This window comes from Acinetobacter sp. YH12063, assembly GCF_013419715.1.
Taxonomy (GTDB): domain Bacteria; phylum Pseudomonadota; class Gammaproteobacteria; order Pseudomonadales; family Moraxellaceae; genus Acinetobacter; species Acinetobacter amyesii.
This window is the reverse complement of record NZ_VOZO01000001.1, coordinates 434,070-457,973: the sequence shown is the minus strand read 5'-3', so window position 1 is coordinate 457,973 and position 23,904 is coordinate 434,070. Positions and strand designations below refer to the sequence as shown.

The window sequence follows — 23,904 nt, the reverse complement described above, 5'->3', positions numbered from 1 at the left end:
ATTGCGCGCCAAGGTTCGGCGTAAGGAGAACATTATGGATGAGAGACAGGTAGAACAAATTCTACAGAATCCAAAATTTAAGGAAATGGTTAGCCGTAAAAGTAAGTTGAGCTGGACTTTGACGATCATCATGTTGGTGGTCTATGTCGGCTTCATGCTACTTGTGGGCTATAACAAAGAGTTCTTGATGCAATCCGTGAGTGGTGGTGTAACCACGATTGGTATGCCATTAGGTTTGAGCATTATTGTATTGTCATTCCTGCTCTGTGGTGTGTATTCGTACATTGCAAATAATAAATTAGATGCATTAAACGAAGAAGCAATGCGTGAAGTAGAAGCAATTACTCAAGAAAAAGGACTTCACTAAGATGAAATGGAATTCATTGAAAGCAACAGCACTGGCGGCTCCCGCTCTGCTCATGTCAAGCATGGCAATGGCAGGACCAGATTTAGGTGAAGCACAGCAACAAGCAACCAACTGGCATGCGATTATCATGTTCGCAATCTTTGTTGGCTTGACCTTGTTTATTACCAAATGGGCAGCGAAGCAAACCACGAACACTGCAGACTTCTATACTGCCGGTGGTGGTATTTCGGGTTTCCAAAATGGTTTAGCGATTGCCGGTGACTACATGTCAGCAGCATCGTTCCTCGGTATTTCCGCAATGGTATTCAGTTCAGGCTTTGACGGCTTGCTGTATTCATTGGGCTTTATGGTGGGTTGGCCAATCGTACTGTTCTTGGTGGCTGAACGTCTGCGTAACTTAGGTAAGTTTAACTTATCTGACGTGGTGTCATTCCGTCTGGCTGAGAAACCTGTACGTACACTTGCAGCAGTCAGCTCGCTTGTGGTTGTCGCGTTCTACTTGATTGCACAGATGGTGGGTGCAGGTCAGTTGATCAAACTACTATTCGGTCTAAACTACAACATTGCGGTTGTGATCGTTGGTCTACTGATGATGGCGTATGTAATCTTCGGTGGTATGTTGGCAACAACTTGGGTACAGATCATTAAAGCAGTGATGCTACTTTCTGGCGCAACTTTCATGGCATTCATGGTCATGAAAGGCGTGGGCTTCAGCTTCTCTGAAATGTTCTCTCAATCGATCCAAGTTTTCTCGAAGGTGCATGATGTATCTTTAACTGAAGCTGCAAACATTATGGGGCCTGGTAAATTGGCTGCAAACCCAATTGATGCGATCTCTCTCGGTCTTGCATTAATGTTCGGTACAGCAGGTCTGCCACACATTTTAATGCGTTTCTTCACAGTAAAAGATGCGAAAGAAGCGCGTAAATCAGTAGTTGTGGCAACAGGTTTCATTGGTTATTTCTACCTTTTAACTTTCATCATTGGTTTTGGTGCGATCCTTTATGTTTCAAACAACCCACAATTCCTTGATGTAGCGAAAATGGCGGTAACTGGCAAGCTAGAGCTTGTTGGTGGTAACAACATGGCTGCGGTGCATTTATCTGATGCATTGGGCGGTGACTTGTTCATGGGCTTCATTTCAGCGGTAGCATTCGCAACGATTCTTGCAGTAGTTGCAGGTCTAACATTGTCAGGTGCATCGGCAATCTCTCACGACTTGTATGCAAACGTATTCAAGAAAGGTCAAACAACGCCAGAATCTGAACTTCGTATGTCTAAAATCGCGACTTTAGGTCTTGCGATCTTCGCGATGATTTTAGGTATCTTGTTCGAGAAACAAAACGTTGCATTCATGGTAGGTTTAGCATTCTCTGTAGCAGCGTGTGCAAACTTCCCAGTGCTTGTATTGTCGATGTTCTGGAAAGGTTTAACAACGCGTGGTGCGGTGATTGGTGGTGTGGTTGGTCTAGCAACTGCGGTGATTCTAATTGTATTATCTAAAGCAGTTTGGGTAGATACATTTGCAATCTCTGAAACACCAGTTAACCCATTCAATGGTCCTGCAATCTTTGCAATGCCATTGGCATTCATCTGCTGCTGGTTGTTCTCTGTGACTGATAATTCAGCACGTGCGCAAGCAGAACGTAAAGCATTTGATGCACAGTATGTACGTTCACAAACTGGTATTGGTATCTCAGGTGCTTCAGATCACTAATCTGAATAGCCTAAAAAGCCCCTAACAAGGGGCTTTTTTTATATCTGAATAAATTATATGAAGCAGTGGATCATGGACAAATCACTGTCTTATTTGCGTGTATAATTTTCTCCATTGATCGACATTTTCCAATGGCCTTGATCATCTTGATAAGGCGAGCGCTGAATGGTGAATTGTTGAGAGAAATTATCCTGACCGATGCTAAAGCTCTGATCACCAAAACTGCTCAAATGGGCTTTTATTCGCGACTGTTCAGCACCACTGAAGGTTTGGTTGGCAATACTTTTTTCAGTATGTTCTTGATGGTAATACGTCACTTCGCCCGACGATTTGATCAATAATTCACTGTGGTTGTTTTGCCAAGTCCCCACATAATTTTCATGGCCTTTGAGGAGTGGACTGTCTTGTGTACAGGCAGCGAGCATGAGCAGACAGAGGGGCGCAAATACGAGATGTTTTTTCATAATGAAATCTACCACGCAGGAGATTTCTTTAAATGTGCGCCTGAAAACTGAAACTTACAATAGGCTTTTTGAGTTTCAAGGGTGATCAAAAAATTGAGGCAGAACAGTAGGCATATGTGATGTTTTTCAGGTCACGCTCAACAAATCTTTGCAGTATCAAAAACTCACTTCGTGCTAATTTAAAATCAATCAGTTGATGATGCTTCAGATCGATCATTTCAGCGCATGATAAAAATATAGAGATTGAACATAATGCAAGGATTCGTGGATTTTTGGAAAAGTTTTAGACTTTTACCCTCAGCATGGCTGTTACTGGTGCAGTTTCTGATCTTGGTTTTAACCGCGATTACCCGAGAAAGTCTGTCTTTTCGTGCGCTAATTTGGGTACTTGGGGTGTCGGTACTATTGATCATTGCCAAAGTGATTCGCCAAACTCCAATGTTTACGATTTTAGGACTGAGTTTTGTTGGCTGCGCCGTATTGTTTTCTACTTTGATTATGCTCGGTGTAAATCATCCCAATATTCAAATTATTGCGCATGGTTTTGAAGCATGCGCATATTTTAGTGCAGCCTATGGCTTATTACGCTATATGTTTGCCGATCGCTATTTAACCAAAGATGAACTTTTTGCAGCAGGGGCAGTATTTACCCTCATCGCATGGGGTTTTGCTTTTCTCTATAGTATTTGTCAGCTGATTTATCCGGATAGTTTTGTGAATCCTGCAGAGCCGGGTATGCAGTCGTGGTTAGATTTATTATTTTTAAGTTTTAGTTTGCAGTCTGCCACGGGTTTGTCAGATCTCATGCCAGTGAGCGCGCCTGCACGGGTGTTGGCGATGCTTCAAATGTTCTGTGGGGTGATGTATTTGGCTCTCATCGTTTCACGCTTAATTGCTTTGCAATATATTGCCCATTTACCGGAACGCCATGAGCCCAAAGACAAATAATGGCAGAATAAAAAAAGGACGCAAATGCGTCCTTTTTGGTATTCAGTATCTAATATGAATTAGAAACGGAATTTAGCGTTTACGCCAACAGTTTGAGTGTCAAGCGCAACTTCTTCAGCATTAGCATTTACATAGCTAGCGCCAACTGCAACAGCAGGAGTGATGAAGTAGTTTACGTTCGCGCCCCAAGCTGAGTCTGGAGTACCAGCAAAGCTAGATTCAGCGTAAGAAGCACCAACGCTTAATTTAGGAGTTACGAAAAGATCAGTTTTGAATTGGTAAGCAGTGTCATCACCGTAGATTATGCCTGATTCGAAACCAATTGCCATGTTAGTGTCGTCGATTGCGCCAACATATTTAGCACGTGCAGTGATAGCGTCTTGGTCTTGGCCAATAGTTGTAGCTTCAGCAACAGCTTTAGCAACACCGTTACCCATAACGTTGAACGCGTCAACAGCAGCTTGGTCAGCAACGCTAGTGTAACCAACAGCAACTAAGAAGTTTTGAGTTGGAAGCGCACCAACTTCTAATGCATAACGGTCGCCGTTGTCTTCTAATACTTTAGATGCTTGGTTTTTAGAATCTAAAATAGTGTGGCTGTAAGACGCGCTTGCATATACAGGAACAACTTTAGTTGGAACATAAGCTTCAGCTTTAGCACCAAAGTTATGAGCAATTACGTCAACACCTTGTGAACCAACTTCGCCGTAGTTGTAAGCAACAGCTACGTTAGAAGCTTGGTTTAAGAATGCAGCTTCTGCTAAAGGACCTTTTGTAGAGTCAACATTTTTGAAGTAGTAAGTACCTTGAACACCACCAATGAAATCTTTGTCATTTGCAGTTGTGTCGATGTATTCTGCTTGGCCTTGAACTTCAAATTGGTAAGCTTGAGCACCGGTCATGGCTAATAATAAAGCAGTGGCTAAACCGAGTTTTTTCATGATTTTCTACCAGTTGTTACAAATGGATTAAACATTGAGCATTGTATTGTAACAATATATTAAGTCAATGATCCTAAAGGTTATTATTCAGTCTCTGACTCAGATCTTTATTTCATAATAAGAAATTCAGTTTTTACTCTAACTAATAAGTCACTGAAAAAAAATCATTGAGAACAATTAAGTAAGTTTGATTAAATTCTTAATTAAAAAAATACACTTGAAAAAATACACAACTTTTCAATCTAAAATAACAATTATTATTGTTATCTTAATTTAAAATAACATTTATTGTAGTGGGTAAATTCTAACGCTTTTCACGCATTTGAGGTAATAAATCGGGACTTTGACTGCTGAATTGTTGGGCTAAAACCACTTATTTGTATATTAAATAGACATTTTTGTTTTAAGTTTGAGGGATATGTCACTTAAATATGTGTCTTTGTGATATTTTTAATATCCTAGTGAAATACTTGGCTTTACATCAGGTTTTATTTGATTCATAATTTGCCAATCGAGTCGTCACACGGTTTAAAAGTGTGACTTTGACCCTGATTCTCCATTATTGTTTTTTATTCGCCCAGCTTTCCCCAAGGTTGGGCTTTTTTTTATTCAAAAATGCAACTTTATATTAAAGATAAAATATAGAGCAAATATCTCGTAGAAATAAATGCACTTTTATGGTGCGTTAATAATTCTATTTATCTTTCAATTAAAGTGATATAGACAAAAAAAATCCTGATTTTCAAGGAAAATCAGGATTTTTTAGCCAAAATTTTCGGGAAACTAAAATATTCTGCTGAGGAAGAAATTTAGTGTGCCCTAATACGGTGCATTCTGCACCAATTTATTGCAATTGTAAATATTTATTTAAGCAAGTTCATAAAAAAATTTATTCCTTTCAAATATGTTGCTGTTTTTTAGCAAATTATCTCGTTTTAAAATGATAAAAATGTGACAGATTCAACACATTTGTATAGAATTTAGCTGTATAAATGTTCATTTTATAAATTAATAAATTATTGATCATTAATTTAAATATTCCCGCGTTTAGTTGATAAGTGGGTTGGGGTATGCAACAAGTGTGGGGCATAAAATAGATGGAAACATTACGAACAGAGCATATTAGTAAGCGCTTGCAACTTGCGATGCTAGTAATCGTCTTGTCTATCGTATTTATTAGTGTTCCACTGATTGTGAGCAGTTATCAAAACTACCTCAAAAATGCTCAAGCGCTGAAAGAAATTCAGATGCTAAAAATGGTGGCAGATTTAACCAACCAAATTTCTCGTGAACGTGCGCCAGCTAACAGTGCAATGTCGAGTCAAGGTGAACAGCGCGAGCAAAAAATTATTGAGTTGGCTGAATATCGTCAAGGCGTTGATCGGCAATATCAAGATACACTGAAAGTTTTAAAAGAAACGGGCTTTGCACCGATCGCCCAGCAGTTAGAGTCCAATTTATATCCATATTTGTTGCAGGGTCGCAAAACGGTCGATCAATATATTGCGCTGCCGACACAACAGCGTGAAGCTAAAAAATTGGATCATGCCATTTTGGCGATGTTCCAAGCTTGGGATCAAAGCTATATTGCCATGCAGAAATTGGTCAATCATTCACATGGTAAAGATACCCGTGTATCGAATTATTACACGCTGATTTTATTACTGGCAGAATTACGTGATCAGGCGGGACGAGTCGCATCAAATATTATGGCTGCGGTATCATTTCAACAGGAAATTCCAGAGCAAAATTTAGCGCGGAGTTTACAAACCCAGCGTCAAACACGCTATCTATGGGAATTGATCAATGTCGTGCAGTCCGAACATGACAAAACACCCGAGTTTAAACAGTTACATCATGCGGTACGAACGGAATTTTTAGATAAAGGTTTGCCAATTATTGATGGTTTGGCTCAAAAAAGTCTTCAACATCAGCGTTATCACATGGATGGCACCCAGCTCACTGATGCAATGGTCAATAAATTTGTCACAGTGGTGGAATTGCAAAGTTATATTTTAGATTACAGTCTCAAAGTAGCTGCGGATGAACAACGTGAAGCGCGAAATAAATTGATTTTCACGCTTTTTGTCTCGCTCGTGTCATTACTGACTGCATTATTAACGATGTTCTATGCCAAGAAATGGGTGTTTGAACCTTTAATTCGTGCTCGTAATCAGTTATTTAAACTGGCTCGGCACCGACAAATGGATCAAGGCGTGATTGAACCTGCCAAAGTAGGTTATCTCAGTTTATTTGATGCCATTCAGCATATTGAAAACATGTTGGAACAGCGTGATGCCTTTGAATTTCAGCTTAAACATATTGCCAATACTGACTCACTCACCAATGTCGCCAATCGTTTTGCCTTAGATGAATATATTAAATTTCGCGACAGCCAAAATTCAGGCTTTTTACATACAGCACTGATCGTGATTGATATTGATCACTTTAAACAGGTGAATGACCGCTATGGGCATATTGTCGGCGATTTGGTGATTCAACATGTTGCCAATCAATTACGAAAACATATTCGTTCATCCGACTTGGTGGTGCGATATGGAGGAGATGAGTTTTTAGTCCTGATCGAGGGGATTAATATGCTCAAAGCCCAACACATTGCCGAAACTATACGGCACGATATTCAGAATGTGAATTTTAATTTGGCAGAGGACGAAGCAGATCTCATCGTGACGGTGAGTATTGGAGTGGCAGTGGGGGCCGAAAACTGGATCGATTTATTAGAGCGAGCAGACCAAGCATTGTTTAAAGCCAAAGCTGCGGGGCGTGATCGTGTTTCAGTCTAAATGCAGCTTGGCAGATTCATAAAGTTAGCCAGACAAATGAATTAATCTTCATCTTTATATAATTTATTGCAGGCTTGTTGGTTCATTTGACTACCATCTACATTCCAACACTGGGCTTGGGTAATTTTGCCTAAATCGTACTGAAGCACCGCTTCAGGTTGCCCATTGTCATACCAAATTTTATAACTGTTATGACGAACGCCATTACGATAATAACCTTGGCGTTCTAGTTTGCCGTTTTCAAACCACATTTTCAGCTCGCCAATCAATTTATTGTTTTGAAAATTGGCATAGGTCCACGGTTTACCATTACTGTACCAGCGTTGGCGCAGGCCATTTTCGATCCCATTTTTATAATTTTGAGAAAAAGCCAGTTGGCCATTCGGATGCCAAATTTTGTAATCCCCCTGCGACTCACCATTGATGATGCTACTTTCTTGCTCTTTTATCCCATTGGCAAACCAAAACTCAAGTTTGCCCTCGTACTCCCCATTTTTATAAGCAATGCGGCTACGGGGTTTGCCGTTGGGGAAGAAACTTTCAAATACGCCTGAGCCTTGAATACCATCTGGAAAGTGAATGAGATGTTCACATTCACCATTTTTAATTTTGCTATTACTCAGAAAGATGGTGGTCAGGGCATTGCCATTGGCATAGACATATTGATTTTCAAAGATCCCATTGTGTGGTGTCGGGGTGCTGAGGGCTTTACACTGCAGCTTATCTTTCCATGGGCTAAGATCGGGGTCTTCTTGTGAGACAAACAGCACCATGTATTCGTTTAGATAGCCATCGGCAAAGCTATATATCGGACATAATAAGAGGCTGAAACTTAAGATAAATTTATTCATTGTTAGTATGCTTTTATATTTTAAAAAATTAAAAATTATTGGTTGTTGAGTCCACGATAGGCGTCATCATAAGGATGTTTTGTTTAAAAATAAATAGTGGTTAAGCTAAGTTTGGAACAGATACAAGACTGTTGAAAAGTACACAATTCAGGTCTGAACTTCATCTTATACTGTGGACTTTAAACGCCATAAAAATAGTGCAATGAAAAAAATATATCTACCGTTGATGACTGTCCTGGGTTTGTCAGCATGTACAACAAATGAAGGCATGTTGGATTCATCTCAACACTTAAAACAAACCACTCAAGCCAATTTAGAAAATTCACGGGTGAGTGAGATTCCGTCTTTATTTAATCAAGCACAAACACAGGCAGTATTTGTCACATTTGATGGTCAGCGTTTAAGTCATTATGGCAATGACTTACAGCGCGCCCACACCGAATACATTCCTGCCTCTACCTTTAAAATGTTAAATGCTTTAATTGGTTTGCAGCATCAGAAGGCGACAACCACTGAAGTTTTTAAATGGAAAGGTGAAAAACGTGCTTTCCCGTCATGGGAAAAAGACCTGACTTTGGGTGAAGCCATGCAAGCATCTGCAGTTCCTGTATATCAGGAACTGGCAAGGCGAATAGGCTTGGCGTTAATGCAACAAGAAGTCAAACGGGTCGGTTTTGGCAATGCCAATATTGGCAAACAGGTAGATAATTTTTGGTTGGTTGGGCCGTTAAAGATTACGCCTGAACAAGAAGTCAAATTTGCGTATCAGCTTGCGACAGAGAAATTACCGTTTGATGTCGCGGTACAAAAGCAAGTCAAAGACATGCTTTATATTGAAAGTCGTGGTGATGCAAAGTTGTATGCCAAGAGCGGTTGGGGCATGGATGTGGAACCTCAAGTCGGTTGGTATACCGGTTGGGTGGATGATGGTCATGGCAAGATCATGTCGTTTAGTTTGAATATGCAGATGGCAGCAGGGGATGATGTGGCAGAGCGTAAGCAGTTGACGTTGGATGTGTTGGATAAGTTGGGTGTGTTTCATTATTTACGTTAATTTTTTGAGTTTTAAGTTTGCATGTCCTCGCTTTGCATTGGGGTTGAGTTTCCATTGTGTAGGACGTTGCTACTTTTGAAAGCACAAAAGTAGGCAAAATGCTTTTGTTTGGTTGAAGGTACGTCCGAACGGTTCGAGTAGAATGTATAAAAGGATGGCACGAATTTTGTGGATGGATTTAGTTCAGGTTATTTTCAAAAAAATATGCTTTTCTAAACGTCCTCGCTTAGCATTGGGTTTGAGTTTCCATTGCGTAGGAGATTCCTACTTTTGAAAGCACAAAAGTAGGCAAAATGCTTTTGTTTGACTGAGGGCACATCCGTGCTGCCCCAGTCAAACGGGCGACATCCATGTCGCTGTCATGTAAATAATATTACTAATTACAGTCGATCAAAGACAGATCCCATGTTTGGTGTAAATAGTTTGTGATACAGTCTAGCTGCATATGCATCTGTCATACCTGAAATATAGTCGCAAATCACTCTATTTTTATTTTCTGACTTTTCATATTGCTCAAAGGTAGATTTTGGTAAAAGTTGTTTTGGATTATTTGATAATACTTCAAATAACTCTACAACAATTTTTTGGCCCTTATAATCCAGAATTTGAATTTCAGGTTGTTTAATGACATTGTCAACTACGAATTTTTGGATGATTCCGAGTGCTTTAACATCATTTTCAGTTTCAAGAGTTGCTGTAAAATCTAATAAAGGATGTTGAAAGAGATCTTTTTTATGAATTTGGGCTTTCTTTAGAAAATAGCGCACTAATTTGCTAATAGCATGCTTACGCTCCTTATTTGTTGCTCCAAATAATAAACTTGATATTTGTTCAATATGATGAGTAAGTTCAATATTTAGTTCTTTTATCTGAGAAAGCACTTGGTTTTTCCATTGGGACTCAGTAACTAAGCGTAAAGCTACAGCATCTTCAAGATCATGAATACCATATGAAATATCATCAGCTAGTTCCATAATAGAAGAATCAAACGACGTATAAAGGGGTTTATTAGGTTTCTTAGGGTTAATGGTCATGAATTTTTCTAAGTCATTTTTAGTGAAAATTGAAGCAACCCATGAGGTAAATAGATCTGCTTCAGTATCCAATATACATTTAGGTGGATGGTATTCACTGAGCTGTAGAGGTGTATGTAAATTTTTATTATTTTCTGTAGGTGGATAATTTTTATTAAATTTAGAATATGGAACGGGATATTTAATTAAACCTAACAAAGTGCGTCTTGTTAAGTTCATTCCATTTTCTGGTGTATATTCGGCTAATTTAGAAACAATTCTCAGCGTTTGTCCATTACCCTCAAAGCCACCATCTTTGGTCATACAATAATTTAATGCTACTTCTCCACCATGGCCAAAAGCTGGATGACCAATATCATGAGCTAAGCAGATACTTTCAATCACATTTTGAGATGGTATTAGATCTAGATATTCTGGGTTATTTTTGTATTTGCTTTTTAAACTTTCAGTAATTCCAAAGCCTAATTGAGCTACTTCGAGAGAGTGAGTTAGTCGAGTACGATAAAAATCACTATCACCAATACCTAAAATTTGGGTTTTTGCTTGTAAGCGTCTAAATGAAGCTGAGTGAATAATACGAGCACGGTCAATTTGATATGCAAGATCTCGAGAATGGGAGTTCCAATCATTATCTTGTGTTTCGGTATGATTTACACGCGTTTCTAATAACTGATGATCTAGCATCAAATACCTCTTTTATCATAAAGTAAAAATTTGTTTTTTAAAGGTTTTTAAAACATGAGTTTTATGATAATGAGGTAGACTCCCTCTTTTTCAAGAGGGAGTTATTTGTTTATTTTAACATCGGCTTTAAGAACTTCGCTGTATGCGACACTTTATTCTTAGCCACTTGCTCTGGCGTACCTTCGGCAATAATCATACCGCCGCCAGCACCACCTTCAGGGCCTAAGTCTACAATCCAATCGGCGGTTTTAATCACATCCAAGTTATGCTCAATCACCACGATGGTATTGCCCTTATTACGTAGCTCATGCAGGATGTCGAGTAATTTGGCAATATCATGGAAATGCAGACCTGTCGTCGGTTCATCAAGCACGTACAAGGTTTTGCCTGTATCACGTTTCGCCAACTCACGTGCCAATTTCACACGCTGCGCTTCACCACCTGAAAGTGTGGTTGCAGACTGACCCAAACGGATATAACCCAAGCCCACTTGGTTCAAGGTTTCCAAACGACGGTGAATCACAGGAATGGCGTCAAAAAAATGCATTGCATCTTCTACTGTCATTTCTAAGACATCTGAAATGTTACGACCTTTATAGCCAACTTCTAATGTTTCGCGGTTATAGCGCTTGCCGTGGCAGGCATCACAAGGCACATACATATCAGGTAAGAAGTGCATTGCAACCTTAATCATACCGTCGCCTTCACAGGCCTCACAGCGACCGCCTTTCACGTTAAACGAGAATCGACCTGCAGCATAGCCACGTGCTTTGGCTTCAGGGGTTTGCGCAAACAGTTCACGAATAGGGGTAAACAAACCGGTGTAAGTTGCAGGGTTTGAACGTGGAGTACGACCAATTGGGCTTTGGTCAATATCGACGACTTTATCGAGGAATTGTAAGCCATCAATCGAGTCAAATTTTTCCGCAGTCAGTGTGGTTGCACCGTTCAATTGGGTTGCTGCAAGCGGTAACAAAGTACGGTTAATCAATGTTGATTTACCTGAACCGGACACACCCGTTACACAAGTCATTACACCTAGAGGAATAGTCAAATCGACATTTTTCAGGTTATGACCCGCAGCACCCATCAACTTGATTTGTTCTTCAGGTTTGGGTGGTTGTACACGTTGTTTTGGAACTTCGATTTTTAACTTGCCTGATAAATACTGACCTGTCAGTGAGTCAGGATTTGCCAAAATTTCATCATACGTCCCTTCGGCAATCACATGACCGCCATGCACACCTGCACCGGGGCCAATATCAATAATATGGTCGGCGGCACGGATCGCATCTTCATCATGTTCTACAACTAATACGGTATTACCTAAGTCACGCAAACGTACTAGGGTTTCCAATAGGCGGTCATTATCACGCTGATGCAAACCAATAGAGGGTTCATCCAGCACGTACATTACGCCCATCAGGCCCGCGCCAATTTGCGAAGCCAAACGAATACGCTGAGCTTCACCACCCGACAGTGTTTCTGCCGAACGCGATAAACTTAAATAGTTCAAACCGACAGAGACTAGGAAGAGCAAACGTTCACGAATCTCTTTGAAAATCTTGTCAGCAATTTCGCCTTTGGCACCGCTTAAGTTGAGGTCTTGATAATAGCTTTCAGCATCGCCGATCGACATCTTGGTGATTTGCGCGATGGTTTTATCTTTAACTCGAACATGCCGTGAAATTTCATTGAGACGTGAGCCACCGCAAGCATCACATGCAGCATTGGATAAATACTGCGCCAAATCTTCACGCACGTAGTTTGATTCGGTTTCACGGTAACGACGTTCTAAATGCGGCAAAATCCCTTCAAAGGCTTGTACTCGTTTATGCGAGCGACCACGTTCATCAATATAACTGAGGTCAACTTTTTCCTTGCCTGTACCATAAAGGAATTTCTTTTTGGTGTCGGCATCGAGTTCATTCCACGGTGTATCTAGTGAGTAACCAAAATGATCGGCGACTTTCTGAATCATGCTGTAGTAATACGGACGTTGACGGTCCCAACCACGGATTGCCCCTTGGCTAATCGAAACTTCATTATTGGGAATCAATTTGTCAGCGCTAAAATGGCTGCGTGTACCTAAACCATCACAAACAGGGCAGGCACCGAATGGATTGTTGAAGGAAAATAGACGCGGTTCGAGTTCACCTACGGCACGTTCACATTCAGGGCATGAGTGTTTGGCTGAAAATACGCGGTCTTCTTGTTCGCCTTTCATCCACGACAAAATGGCAATGTCGCCGCCCATGCGTAAAGCCGTTTCAAAACTTTCTGCAATCCGGTTGCCAAGATCATCACGAACCTTAAAACGGTCGACCACCACTTCAATGGTGTGCTTTTTCTTTTTGTCTAATTCGGGTGGCGTGTCAATATCAATGACTTCACCATCGACACGGGCTCGGACGAAACCCTGACCTTGTAATTGTTCAAATAAGTTGGTGTATTCACCCTTACGGTCACGGACCACAGGGGCAAGCAACATAAGCGCCGTACCTTCTTCTAGACCTTTGACCGTATCGACCATTTCAGACACAGTCTGAGCCACCATGGGGAGGTCATGTTCAGGACAGTATGGCGTGCCGACACGGGCATAGAGTAGACGTAAATAGTCGTAAATTTCGGTGATCGTTCCCACCGTCGAGCGTGGGTTGTGACTCGTTGATTTTTGTTCGATGGCAATCGCGGGACTCAAGCCTTCAATCGAGTCGACTTCGGGCTTTTCCATTTGCGAAAGGAATTGGCGCGCATAGGCAGATAAGGACTCGACATAGCGACGTTGACCTTCAGCATACAAGGTATCAAAAGCCAAAGAGGACTTCCCTGAACCAGAAAGACCCGTAATGACCACAAACTTGTCGCGTGGAATATCGAGTGACACATTTTTTAAGTTATGGGTACGTGCGCCTCGAATACGGATATGGCTTTGGCTCATGCAAGGGGTCCTAAAAGATTCATCGAAAAACCTATATATGATAGCGCATGAAAAATGTTCAAGCTTTATTTAAATGAAATTAAACGTCAGCCTATGACGGCTAAATTAACCTATTGTCAAAGCTGTAAACTTTATCTAGGGTAATTAATAGAAAAATTGCATTCATCCAGTTTGAGCTGTTAGGGATGGATCATCATTTGGCAGTTTAGGCAATCTATCCTAAGCGAGTTAAAACAAAAAGGAAAATCACATGATTGTTGGAAAAATTTTCATCGCCCTGATTGCATTCTTGCATATTTATTTTTTAATTTTGGAAATGTTTCTCTGGGATAAACCTTTAGGCATGAAAGCTTTTGGCAACAGTGCAGAAAAAGCAAAACTGACCAAGGTGCTGGCACAAAATCAGGGGCTTTATAATGGCTTTTTAGCAGCAGGGCTGATTTGGTCACTGTTTGCACCTGAAAGCTATGCCGTTGCACTGGCGAATTTCTTTTTGGGCTGTGTGCTTGTTGCAGGGATCTACGGCGGCATCACGGCGAGTAAAAAAATTATCTATGTTCAGGCGCTGCCAGCCTTAATTGCTTTAATAGTGGTGAATTTGGTCTAAGCAAATCATGTTTTGAAGCGTAGACTACGTGGCGTGATGAATTGATTTGTGGAAGCTAGGCATGCTGTCCTTATTTCTCAAAAGCTTAATGGGTGCCTTTGTTGTGGTATTAATTGCCTTGCTATCTAAAAGTAAGGCGTTTTATATTGCAGGTTTGGTTCCATTGTTTCCGACTTTTGCGTTGATTGCTCATGTCATTGTGGCAAATGATCAGGGTGCAGCCGCATTACAAAAAACTGCACTGTTTGGACTCTGGTCTCTTATCCCCTATTTCATTTATTTATTGATGGTGTACCTGCTCGCAACACGTTTGAGCTTAACGGCATGTTTGAGTGTAGCAACGTTGAGTTGGGTGCTTGCTGCGGCTGTTTTGATTTATGCATGGCAGAGTTTTCAGTAAGCATCAAAAGCCTATATCGATGCTGATTTAGATCAATTTTTTATGGGTTCTAGATCATTTATAAAACTATAGATTTGGCTAAAATTATGATGAATTTCCAATCGTTAAATGTGTGATTTGGAATGTAAGTATTTGAATAATTAATTATAATTCTGACAGAACAGCAAATAATCATGATAAGAGCAAATAATGTTAAAACAATTTTGGGTGATCATCTGCCTCATGTTTTCAAGCCAAATCCTGTGGGCTGAAGACAGTCAAATCCTCGCGTTTGAACAGTTTATTGACCCTGCAGCCGAGCAGCGTTATAGCGTGAGCGTGCCTGCGGTCGGGCAAAATGAACAGCTATGGTCTGTGGTATATATGGTGCTACAAACCAACCAAGTTCCTGACAATACTGTTCTGGACTTTAAAGTCGTTCCCCAAGGCTTATTATTGAAAAATAATCCTGCACAAAAAATACAAGAGTATGCTTTTGATGGTGTACAGTTGGCACAGAAAAAAGACTATGTACTGTCCCAATTCTCAGATTTGAGTGAACAACTGGAAGATCAAACTGGCAAGAAAGTGCAGGATGCATCAATCTTTGATATTAGTCGTGCCCATGTATATGCCCGCGTAGAAGATTGGGTGCCTGACTATAATGCACAAGCTACTCAACTGAATATTGAACTGGGAAAACTCAATGAAATGCAAGTCAAAGGGCTTTATTTCATTTTAGGCAAAGGTGAAAAGCCCAAAGATTTATTGGCTATTGCTCAACTAGATCCGATGGTCAAATCACAATTTCATTCAGAAGAGATGCAGGAACGCAAAGCAGCACGCAGTGAGTTGCGTGAAGCACGTTTTGCGATTTTTTTGGTGATTATCGCGATGGGGATTTTTCTCGGATGGTATCGTTTTAAAAGCTAATGCCTGAAATGATCGTGCATGGTCATTCTAAAAACCGAATCTAACCATATTAAAAAAGGATCTAAAAGCAATTTTAGATCCTTAAATTTTTATACAGCTAAAATCACAGGTTTATTCAACGGGCCATGTGCGCTGTTGATACGCACTGTCCCAAAACATCCATTCTAATTTTGCGCCGTTCGTATAAGCCGCATGCATTTTTTCACGTGTATCTGCATCGCAGCGAGCCGCCACTCGATCAATAGTTTGAATCACGTTTTGCACAGCAGTATTGAAGTCTTCACCTGAGTAGGTGTCGATCCATGCTTGGTAAGGGTTATTAGGCACAGATTGGCTGACAATGGCTTTGCCGACTTCAGCATAGATCCAAAAGCAAGGCAGGAGTGAGGCAAGGACCACAGGGTAACTTTCTGACCATGCTGTCGCTGTTAGAAACGAAGTGTAATGATGGCAAGCAAGGGTCAGTGGAGTATTTTCAAACTGTTCTTTGCTAATGTTGAAACCTTGCATAAAGTCATTGTGCAGACTACGTTCCACCACGATGGCAATTTTTGCCGCTTCAGAAAACTGAATCACATCGTCGGCATCAAACGCCTTGGCTGCACACACTGCAAGCGCACGACCATAGGCCAATAAATAATGGGCATCCTGAATGACATAGTGGCAAAAGGCATCGCGGCTTAAGCTGCCCTGAGCCAATTCCTGATTAAACGGTAGATGGAGAATCTGCTGATATAACGCGGTATTACGTTGCCAAACTTCTTCAGAAAAACGCATTGAACATTCCTGTCGTTAAAAATGAAAGACGGGTCTACACCATGATGCGATGTAATTGAGAGCCTCCATCTTAGAGTGTTTATTCAAAATGTAACGAATAATTTTTGGTTTCAATCCTGAAAAGCGGCATAATTGCGCCATAAACTTAGCTTCAAACTGGGTATTCCCTCATTTTGAAATCTTATTGAATGAATAGGTCGATCTATCATGATGAAACATTTTGGTTTCTCAATCGTCTTTACGATCGTGTGTCTTGCCATTTCTGCATATTGGGGTCTGAATCATGGCCCAAATGCAGGTGTGCAAGCCATGCTGACAGCACTGACCATTACTGCAATTTTGGCAGTGATGGAAGTATCATTGTCATTTGATAACGCTGTAGTGAATGCATCGGTACTCCGTGGTTGGGATCATTTCTGGAAAATGATTTTCTTAACTGTCGGGATCGTGATTGCTGTATTCGGTATGCGTTTGATTTTCCCAATCGTCATTGTTGCTGTAACGGCTGACATGGGCGCTATGGAAGTGGTGCAATTGGCATTGAATAATCCAATTGAATACTCTGCAAAATTGATGGCACATCATGCAGAAATTGCGGCCTTTGGTGGTGCTTTCTTATTGTTGGTGTTCCTGAACTTCTTCTTAGATGAAGGGAAAGATACCCATTGGTTCCGTTGGCTAGAGCGCCGTTTAGCTAATCTTGCAAACGTTCCTGCGATGTCCGTGTTTATTGCTCTAATTGCGTTATTGGTAATGGCAGCAAACGTGGCCGAAGTCTCTCGTCTAGCGGTAGTAATGGCGGGTATCTGGGGGATCGTGGTGTATATCGGTGTCCAAGTACTGAGTCATTTATTGGGTGGTGAACCTGAAGTTGATGAAAACGGTAATGCGGTTGGACATGACGCAAATGGCGTACCGACGGGCGTGATCAAAGCAGGTTTTGGTGGTTTCCTTTACCTTGAAGTACTCGATGCCTCATTCAGTTTTGATGGTGTGATTGGTGCATTTGCGATTACCTCTGATGTGGTAATCATTATGCTCGGTCTTGCTATTGGTGCTATGTTCGTGCGTTCGATGACCATATACTTGGTGGATAAAGGCACCTTAGATGCTTATATCTTCCTTGAACATGGTGCGCATTATGCGATTGGTGCTTTGGCCTTCATTATGTTGGCGAGTGGCACAGGTCTGCATGTCCCTGAAGTGGTAACGGGTCTGATTGGTGTGGCATTTATTGTTTGGGCGGTGATTGCCTCAATTCAATATAAAAAGCGCCAAGAAAGTCTAGGCTAATTTAAACTTGCCTCAAATCTCCCAAAAAGCGCAGCATCAGCTGCGCTTTTTATTTGTCCAATCATCAGGATATTTAAAATCAATAAAAATCCTGCTTCGCTTTAAGCTGAATGTCCTATAATCCCATTCCAAGATTAATGAATTTTTAACCAGCTATGATGAATGCTCTTGAACGACGCTCAACTTTTGCTTTGAGTAGTATTTTCGCCTTACGTATGCTGGGGCTGTTCATGATTATTCCTGTTTTCTCTGTGGCAGGTCAGCAATATGCAGGGGCAACACCGGCACTCATTGGTTTGGCGGTTGGTGTCTATGGGTTGACCCAAGCGATATTACAGATCCCGTTTAGTCTGATTGCAGACCGTTATAGCCGTAAACCGTTGGTGGTCATTGGGCTGCTGTTGTTTGCTTTAGGCGGTGCAATTGCAGCAATGTCCGATAGTATCTATGGCGTAATTATCGGGCGTGCGATAGCCGGTGGTGGCGCTGTGTCTGCGGTAGTGATGGCTTTGTTAGCCGATGTCACACGTGAAGAACAGCGCACTAAAGCCATGGCGATGATGGGGATGAGTATCGGTCTGTCCTTTGTGGTGGCATTTAGCCTTGGACCTTGGCTCACAGGTTTAGTCGGTATCTCGGGTTTATTTTGGGTGACCACCATCATGGGACTTGCCGCGATTGCGATGTTGCTATTGGTACCGAAAGTAACGCGTCATCATAAAAATTTTCAACAAGGTTATCTGACGCAGTTAAAGCAAGTACTGAAAATGCCTGATCTAAATCGATTACATGTTTCAGTCTTTGCATTGCATTTACTGCTCACCGCGATGTTTATCTATGTGCCGTCTCAGTTGATTGACTTTGCCAATATTCCATTACATTCACATGGTCTGGTGTATTTGCCGCTTTTGGTCGTGAGCCTGTTTTTTGCCTTTCCGAGTATTATTTTGGCGGAAAAATATCGCAAAATGCGCGGCATTTTCTTGACCGCCATTGGTGGCATTATTTTGGGATTGGGCATCTTAATTTTTGGTTTCGAATCAAAATATATTTTGCTGACAGGCTTAGGTTTATTCTTTATCGCATTTAATGTGATGGAGGCATTATTACCATCATGGTTATCGAAAGCGGCTCCAATTCAATCCAAAGCGACTGCCATGGGGGTGAACGCCAGCAGTCAGTTTCTAGGGGCATTTTTTGGTGGTATGATTGGTGGGCAACTTCTGTTGCTAAATGATACGGCAATGGGATGGGGCATCCTGACAGGGCTAGCCATTTTATGGTTGATCATTAGTTTTGGGTTGGCTCAGCCGCGTTATTTATCGTCTATGGTTTTCAGTTTGCCTGAAGATAAAGAAACGGATGAATGGACTTCTCAGCTTTTAGCAATTCGTGGTATTGAAGAAGTTGTGGTGATGTCTGACCAGCAAGTGGCTTATGTAAAAGTGGATAAGCAGCAGATGGATGAATCTGCGCGACAACATTTAACGCACTTGTTAGGGAAAGAGGTAGCCATTTAAGCATAACTCTTATAAAGTAAATAATAGAAACAAATAGGAAGAATACGTCTGATGCGTGGTGTAAATAAGGTCATTTTAGTTGGTACTTTGGGTCGTGACCCTGAAACAAAAACTTTCCCAAATGGTGGTTCTCTCACTCAGTTCTCAATTGCAACGAGTGATTCATGGACAGATAAAAATACAGGTGAACGTAAAGAGCAAACAGAATGGCACCGTATTGTGTTACATAACCGCTTAGGTGAAATTGCACAGCAATATTTGCGCAAAGGTTCTAAAGTTTATATTGAAGGTTCATTACGTACTCGTCAGTGGACAGATCAAGGCGGTCAAGAGCGTTATACGACTGAAATTCGTGGTGAACAAATGCAAATGCTTGACAATAATCGCCAACAAGGCGAACAAGGTCAAGGCGGTGATTTTGGTCAGCCTCGTTTTAATAATCAACAAGGTGGTTATAACAATAACCAAAACCAAGGTGGCTACGGTAATAGCTCAAACCAAGGCGGTTATGGCAATAACCAACCGGCTCAAGGCAATAGCTATGGCAATAACAACCCAGGTGGTTTTGCACCCAAACAACAGCCTGCACCGACACCGGCTCCAGCTGCAGCAGATTTAGATGACGACTTACCGTTTTAATAAACCTTAAACACAGCGTTTAAAACGGTAGATCATCATCAAAAAAAGCCCTCAATCTTGAGGGCTTTTTTATGCATGGCTTATTTTGAAAGATCAGTTTCATGCTGCAATTGAGTCGATGACTTATTTTTTTGCAGAAACCCACATGGTAATCACGGCTTTAAAAACTGCTTCATTACGTGTGTTGTTCACCACGACATTCACCAAATAATCACTCCCTGCATTCCACGTAAAATTAACATCGACAGGTGTGGCAATGGCTGTTAAATCTGTATCGGCTTTTTTCAAATATTCCACAGTCATGCCTTTGGGAATCCAACGATGGCTGCTCGGAACGGTTACATCGGTCATGGTTCCGCCAGCCAATTCAGCCATATTACACATGGCAATCGCGTGGACAGTGCCAATATGATTCAGCACGCTGCGCTGTTTTTTTATATGTAGTTCACAGTATTGGGGCTTTAATTCATCAAAAACAGGCGAAATGCTACTGAAATACGGTGCTTTCAAACACAGCAATTTTGAAAAAGTCCATTTCCCTGCGGGTTTGTTTTGGAAGGTCTTCCATAATTTTAATGCTTGGCTCATGCTTAATTATCCTTCATTATTCAGAATATAATTCTAATACGGAATAATATTCTGTTAATGGCGTAAATGACGTCACAGCTATTAAAAAAAGCCAACATTGTTTTAAAATGACCCGACAAAGGGAAGGTATCGATGTCGTCAAATCAAGCATTATTGCAACGAATTTACAGTGGTCGCCGAGCGGAACTTAAACGGCAGATCTTAGGAGAAGCCCTTGCATGTTTTTTAGAGCAAGGGATTGAAACGACGACGATTGAACATGTGAGAGACCGTGCAGAGACCAGTGTTGGCGCGATTTACCATCATTTTAAAAATAAAGATGGTTTAGTGGCGGCATTGTATTTTGCGGCGTTGCAAGATCAATTTGCGAAAAGGGCAGACGCCTTGACACAGGCCCAATCGCTGCAGGAAGGCATTCAAGCCATTTTGTGCTCGTATATAGACTGGGTCGAAGCCTATCCTGATTTTGCAGAATTCTTATATGCTGCAGGGTTTAGTATGCGTAAGGAAACGCTACAAGCCGAGTTAAAACAACATAATCTACAACGCAATACCGCGCTGCTGGATTGGTTGACCGCACAATCCGATTGGCATTTGATCGAGCATTTACCCAAAGAATTAATGATGTCATTGGTCTTAGGGGCAACGGAAAATTATTGTCGGGCATGGTTATCACATAAAGTCAAAACGCCACCATCACACTATAAACAACAGTTTATACAGGCTGCTTGGCAGGCCCTCTGTATGGATATAAAGCCTTGCTCTCATTGAAATTGATTGGTTTGCTCGATGGAAAGGCAAAGATTGATTTAAATAACAAATCTAAAAATCCGATAGTTTTTATAAAAAAGTTCGGTTTTACCTATGATTTGATAAGTCGTATTCTAGCTTCAACAGATAAGCAATCCCTGAAATGAGTTAGAGGAATATCAAATGAGTTTAATTAATACTGAAGTAAAACCATTTAACGCTACCGCTTACCAAGACGGTCAATTTATTGAAGTTTCAGAAAAAGACTTCTACGGTAAATGGTCTGTGGTGTTTTTCTATCCTGCTGACTTTACTTTTGTATGTCCAACAGAATTAGGCGATCTTGCTGATCACTATGCTGAATTCAAAAAAATGGGCGTAGAAATTTATTCAGTATCTACTGATACACACTTTACGCATAAAGCTTGGCACGATTCTTCTGAAGAAATTAAGAAAATCGAATACCCAATGGTTGGCGATCCAACTTGGACACTTGCGAAAAACTTTGATGTTTTAATTGAAGCGGATGGTCTTGCTGACCGTGGTACTTTCGTGATCGACCCTGAAGGTAAAATCCAAATCGTTGAAATCAATGCAGGTGGTATTGGTCGTGATGCTTCTGAATTGATGCGTAAAGTAAAAGCTGCTCAATATGTACATGCACACCCAGGTGAAGTATGTCCTGCAAAATGGAAAGAAGGTGAAGCGACGCTTGCACCATCGATCGACCTAGTGGGTAAAATCTAATTTGGTGATCCAACCGTAGATTTAAAAAAGCCAGAACTCAGTTCTGGCTTTTTTTGTGGTCTAGAACATTAAACTAAATAGCCATCATGTTCTGGAGCATAGCCACGAACTCCAGCGACTAAATAGTCAATTAATCTTTCCATGACTAGGCGTTGACCTTTGCGCGAAGCATATACCAATTGTACCGTACCGACATTTGAGCACCATTCGGGGAAGAGGTGAATTAAACGACCTGCCTCAATATCTGCTTGTACCGTTAAATACGGTAAGTCTGCGATGCCTAAACCATCGAGTACCGCATAATAAGCACCGGCTAAGTCATTGCTTTTAATCCGAGGTTGTAAGGCAATTTCAATCTGCTCTTGCTGTCCCGTATGATGCAAATGCCATTGATAGCGGTTTTTCTGTGTACCCAAAACGATACTCGGAAATTCTGTCAATTCGAAAATATGCTTTAACTCGCGTCCTTGTAAAAGTTCAGGACTAATCACTAAGCAATGCACGGTTTTAATCACGTCACGTACAATAATGCTCGAGTCTTCATTTTTACTAAAATTGGTACGAATCGCTAAATCAATGTCGTCATGCAAGACATCTACACGGCGGCTAGACAGCTCAAGTTCGACCTGAACTTTGGGATGATCTTTTAAAAATTGATTTAACAAGGGGCGAATTTGATGTTCCATCATGACCGGTGGACAACTAATTTTAACCAAGCCTTCAAGTTCACTTTTTTGCTTCAGGAGCACCTGATGCGCACATTCAACTTGTTCGATTACTTTTATGCATTCTTCATACAATTCTTGGCCTAATGTCGTGACCTTAAAGTGTCGGGTAGAACGCTGAATAAGGGTGACATTATATTTGGCTTCAAGATCTAAAATGCGTCGGCTTAATTTTGATTTTGTAATATTCGATGCTTCACTTGCAGCGCTAAAACCGCCATGTTTCACCACCAAGTAAAAGTAGTAATAGTCATCAAATGAATGCATGGATCACCTTATGCAGTGAAAAATTATTTCAATTCAAATCATCATACGTCAATTTATACATCAGGTATAAAAAAAGCGGCTCGAAGCCGCTTTTTACTACTGAAGGATTATTTCTTTTCAGTATTTTGCGTATAGCTGTTGATGAGGTTGCGGTAGTCTGGAATATGGTTGCCGAAAAGCGCACCTAAACCTTCAATATCATTACGCCAGTCGCGGTGTAATTCACATGCGGTACCAAACCAGGTCATGAGCTGTGCACCTGCTTGTGTCATACGTTCCCATGCTGAGTCGCGGGTTAAATGGTTGAAAGTACCTGAAGCATCGGTCACTACAAAGACATCAAAGTCTTCTTCTAAAGCAGACAAGGTTGGGAAAGCAACACAAACCTCAGTCACCACACCCGCAATAATCAATTGTTTTTTGCCGGTTGCTTTGACGGCTTTCACAAAGTCTTCATTGTCCCAAGCATTAATTTGACCTGGGCGTGCAATATAAGGTGCGTCAGAGAACATTTCTTTTAGTTCAGGAACCAATGGACCGTTTGGACCTTGTTCAAAACTGGTGGTGAGAATCGTTGGAAGATTGAAATATTTCGCGGCTGCAGCCAGTGCGAGCACATTATTTTTAAATTTATCTGGATCAATGTCGCGAACCAATGAAAGTAGACCTGTTTGATGGTCAACTAAAAGTACCGCGGCATTGTCTTTGTCTAAACGAACGTAAGGTTTGCCCATTTTATTGTCCTCTTTCCTGTTTGCAAGTACGCAGGATCAGATGAAATCTGCGTGTTAACTAGATTTAGAATAGTTGTAAAAATGAGACAATGAAATGGGTTTAAATGAGAAGCTCAATCATAAAATTGGGATAATTTATC

22 protein-coding genes are annotated in these 23,904 nt (G+C 41.0%); 13 read left to right on the top strand and 9 right to left on the bottom strand.

What is annotated here, in order from left to right; translation table 11 throughout:
- Window positions 1–34: 34 nt before the first annotated feature.
- Together FTU12_RS02170 and FTU12_RS02165 are read left to right on the top strand one after the other, a co-directional pair.
- Window positions 35–367 (top strand): DUF485 domain-containing protein, encoded by a 333-nt coding sequence (locus FTU12_RS02170; protein ID WP_078190540.1) that lies wholly within the window; start codon window positions 35–37, stop codon window positions 365–367.
- A gap of 1 nt (window position 368) precedes the next feature.
- Window positions 369–2,084, top strand: coding sequence for a cation acetate symporter (locus FTU12_RS02165; RefSeq protein ID WP_180113651.1), 1,716 nt, complete (start codon window positions 369–371; stop codon window positions 2,082–2,084).
- 89 nt (window positions 2,085–2,173) lie between these two features.
- Here the strand turns inward: FTU12_RS02165 and FTU12_RS02160 are convergent, their stop codons facing one another.
- The gene (locus tag FTU12_RS02160; protein WP_180113650.1) at window positions 2,174–2,548 is read right to left on the bottom strand and encodes a hypothetical protein; all 375 of its coding nucleotides are present in this window, start codon (window positions 2,546–2,548) and stop codon (window positions 2,174–2,176) included.
- A gap of 252 nt (window positions 2,549–2,800) precedes the next feature.
- Between FTU12_RS02160 and FTU12_RS02155 the strand changes: the two genes are divergently transcribed.
- Window positions 2,801–3,496, top strand: a complete 696-nt coding sequence (locus FTU12_RS02155; protein ID WP_180008803.1) for an ion channel — start codon at window positions 2,801–2,803, stop codon at window positions 3,494–3,496.
- 59 nt (window positions 3,497–3,555) lie between these two features.
- On the opposite strand, the gene omp33-36 is transcribed toward FTU12_RS02155, so the two are convergent.
- Entirely contained in the window at window positions 3,556–4,437 is an 882-nt protein-coding gene (omp33-36, locus tag FTU12_RS02150) for a porin Omp33-36 (protein WP_180101633.1), read from the bottom strand.
- 1,097 nt (window positions 4,438–5,534) lie between these two features.
- Between omp33-36 and FTU12_RS02145 the strand changes: the two genes are divergently transcribed.
- Window positions 5,535–7,241: a diguanylate cyclase gene (locus FTU12_RS02145; protein ID WP_180113649.1), complete on the top strand. Its 1,707-nt coding sequence runs from the start codon at window positions 5,535–5,537 to the stop codon at window positions 7,239–7,241.
- 41 nt (window positions 7,242–7,282) lie between these two features.
- Here FTU12_RS02145 and FTU12_RS02140 read toward each other — a convergent pair whose 3' ends face one another.
- A complete protein-coding gene (locus tag FTU12_RS02140; protein ID WP_180113648.1) occupies window positions 7,283–8,092 on the bottom strand; it encodes a toxin-antitoxin system YwqK family antitoxin in 810 nt (269 codons plus the stop codon).
- 202 nt (window positions 8,093–8,294) lie between these two features.
- Here FTU12_RS02140 and blaOXA point away from each other — a divergent pair, with 202 nt between their 5' ends.
- Complete coding sequence (blaOXA, locus tag FTU12_RS02135) at window positions 8,295–9,146, top strand: class D beta-lactamase (RefSeq protein ID WP_373684130.1); 852 nt, start codon at window positions 8,295–8,297, stop codon at window positions 9,144–9,146.
- Between the two features lie 380 nt (window positions 9,147–9,526).
- Here the strand turns inward: blaOXA and FTU12_RS02130 are convergent, their stop codons facing one another.
- Together FTU12_RS02130 and uvrA are read right to left on the bottom strand one after the other, a co-directional pair.
- Complete coding sequence (locus tag FTU12_RS02130) at window positions 9,527–10,864, bottom strand: anti-phage deoxyguanosine triphosphatase (protein WP_180113647.1); 1,338 nt, start codon at window positions 10,862–10,864, stop codon at window positions 9,527–9,529.
- A 109-nt stretch (window positions 10,865–10,973) separates the two neighbouring features.
- Window positions 10,974–13,805 (bottom strand): excinuclease ABC subunit UvrA, encoded by a 2,832-nt coding sequence (uvrA, locus tag FTU12_RS02125; protein WP_180113646.1) that lies wholly within the window; start codon window positions 13,803–13,805, stop codon window positions 10,974–10,976.
- 253 nt (window positions 13,806–14,058) lie between these two features.
- Between uvrA and FTU12_RS02120 the strand changes: the two genes are divergently transcribed.
- The 3 genes from FTU12_RS02120 to FTU12_RS02110 all read left to right on the top strand — a co-directional run bounded on the left by FTU12_RS02120 (window position 14,059) and on the right by FTU12_RS02110 (window position 15,724).
- Entirely contained in the window at window positions 14,059–14,412 is a 354-nt protein-coding gene (locus tag FTU12_RS02120) for a DUF1304 domain-containing protein (RefSeq protein WP_180113712.1), read from the top strand.
- Between the two features lie 61 nt (window positions 14,413–14,473).
- Entirely contained in the window at window positions 14,474–14,812 is a 339-nt protein-coding gene (locus FTU12_RS02115) for a GlpM family protein (protein WP_180065212.1), read from the top strand.
- Window positions 14,813–15,001: 189 nt separating this feature from the next.
- Complete coding sequence (locus FTU12_RS02110) at window positions 15,002–15,724, top strand: hypothetical protein (RefSeq protein ID WP_180113645.1); 723 nt, start codon at window positions 15,002–15,004, stop codon at window positions 15,722–15,724.
- Between the two features lie 111 nt (window positions 15,725–15,835).
- Here the strand turns inward: FTU12_RS02110 and tenA are convergent, their stop codons facing one another.
- Window positions 15,836–16,501, bottom strand: coding sequence for a thiaminase II (gene tenA, locus FTU12_RS02105; protein WP_078193179.1), 666 nt, complete (start codon window positions 16,499–16,501; stop codon window positions 15,836–15,838).
- 207 nt (window positions 16,502–16,708) lie between these two features.
- Here tenA and FTU12_RS02100 point away from each other — a divergent pair, with 207 nt between their 5' ends.
- The 3 genes from FTU12_RS02100 (at window position 16,709) to ssb (ending at window position 19,953) form a co-directional block, all read left to right on the top strand.
- Window positions 16,709–17,794 carry a DUF475 domain-containing protein gene (locus tag FTU12_RS02100; protein ID WP_180010617.1) on the top strand — a complete coding sequence of 362 codons (1,086 nt, stop codon included), beginning with the start codon at window positions 16,709–16,711 and terminating at the stop codon, window positions 17,792–17,794.
- A 155-nt stretch (window positions 17,795–17,949) separates the two neighbouring features.
- Complete coding sequence (locus FTU12_RS02095; protein ID WP_180113644.1) at window positions 17,950–19,314, top strand: MFS transporter; 1,365 nt, start codon at window positions 17,950–17,952, stop codon at window positions 19,312–19,314.
- Window positions 19,315–19,365: 51 nt separating this feature from the next.
- Window positions 19,366–19,953, top strand: a complete 588-nt coding sequence (gene ssb / locus FTU12_RS02090; RefSeq protein WP_078193176.1) for a single-stranded DNA-binding protein — start codon at window positions 19,366–19,368, stop codon at window positions 19,951–19,953.
- Between the two features lie 123 nt (window positions 19,954–20,076).
- On the opposite strand, the gene FTU12_RS02085 is transcribed toward ssb, so the two are convergent.
- Complete coding sequence (locus FTU12_RS02085; protein WP_180050626.1) at window positions 20,077–20,541, bottom strand: hotdog fold domain-containing protein; 465 nt, start codon at window positions 20,539–20,541, stop codon at window positions 20,077–20,079.
- Between the two features lie 132 nt (window positions 20,542–20,673).
- Between FTU12_RS02085 and FTU12_RS02080 the strand changes: the two genes are divergently transcribed.
- Complete coding sequence (locus FTU12_RS02080; RefSeq protein ID WP_180088777.1) at window positions 20,674–21,312, top strand: TetR/AcrR family transcriptional regulator; 639 nt, start codon at window positions 20,674–20,676, stop codon at window positions 21,310–21,312.
- A 162-nt stretch (window positions 21,313–21,474) separates the two neighbouring features.
- Window positions 21,475–22,038: an alkyl hydroperoxide reductase subunit C gene (gene ahpC / locus FTU12_RS02075; RefSeq protein ID WP_078190520.1), complete on the top strand. Its 564-nt coding sequence runs from the start codon at window positions 21,475–21,477 to the stop codon at window positions 22,036–22,038.
- Between the two features lie 68 nt (window positions 22,039–22,106).
- Here ahpC and FTU12_RS02070 read toward each other — a convergent pair whose 3' ends face one another.
- Both FTU12_RS02070 and ycaC read right to left on the bottom strand, forming a co-directional pair.
- Window positions 22,107–23,030: a LysR substrate-binding domain-containing protein gene (locus tag FTU12_RS02070; RefSeq protein WP_180113643.1), complete on the bottom strand. Its 924-nt coding sequence runs from the start codon at window positions 23,028–23,030 to the stop codon at window positions 22,107–22,109.
- A 107-nt stretch (window positions 23,031–23,137) separates the two neighbouring features.
- Window positions 23,138–23,764 (bottom strand): isochorismate family cysteine hydrolase YcaC, encoded by a 627-nt coding sequence (gene ycaC, locus FTU12_RS02065; protein WP_180113642.1) that lies wholly within the window; start codon window positions 23,762–23,764, stop codon window positions 23,138–23,140.
- Between the last annotated feature and the right edge of the window lie 140 nt (window positions 23,765–23,904).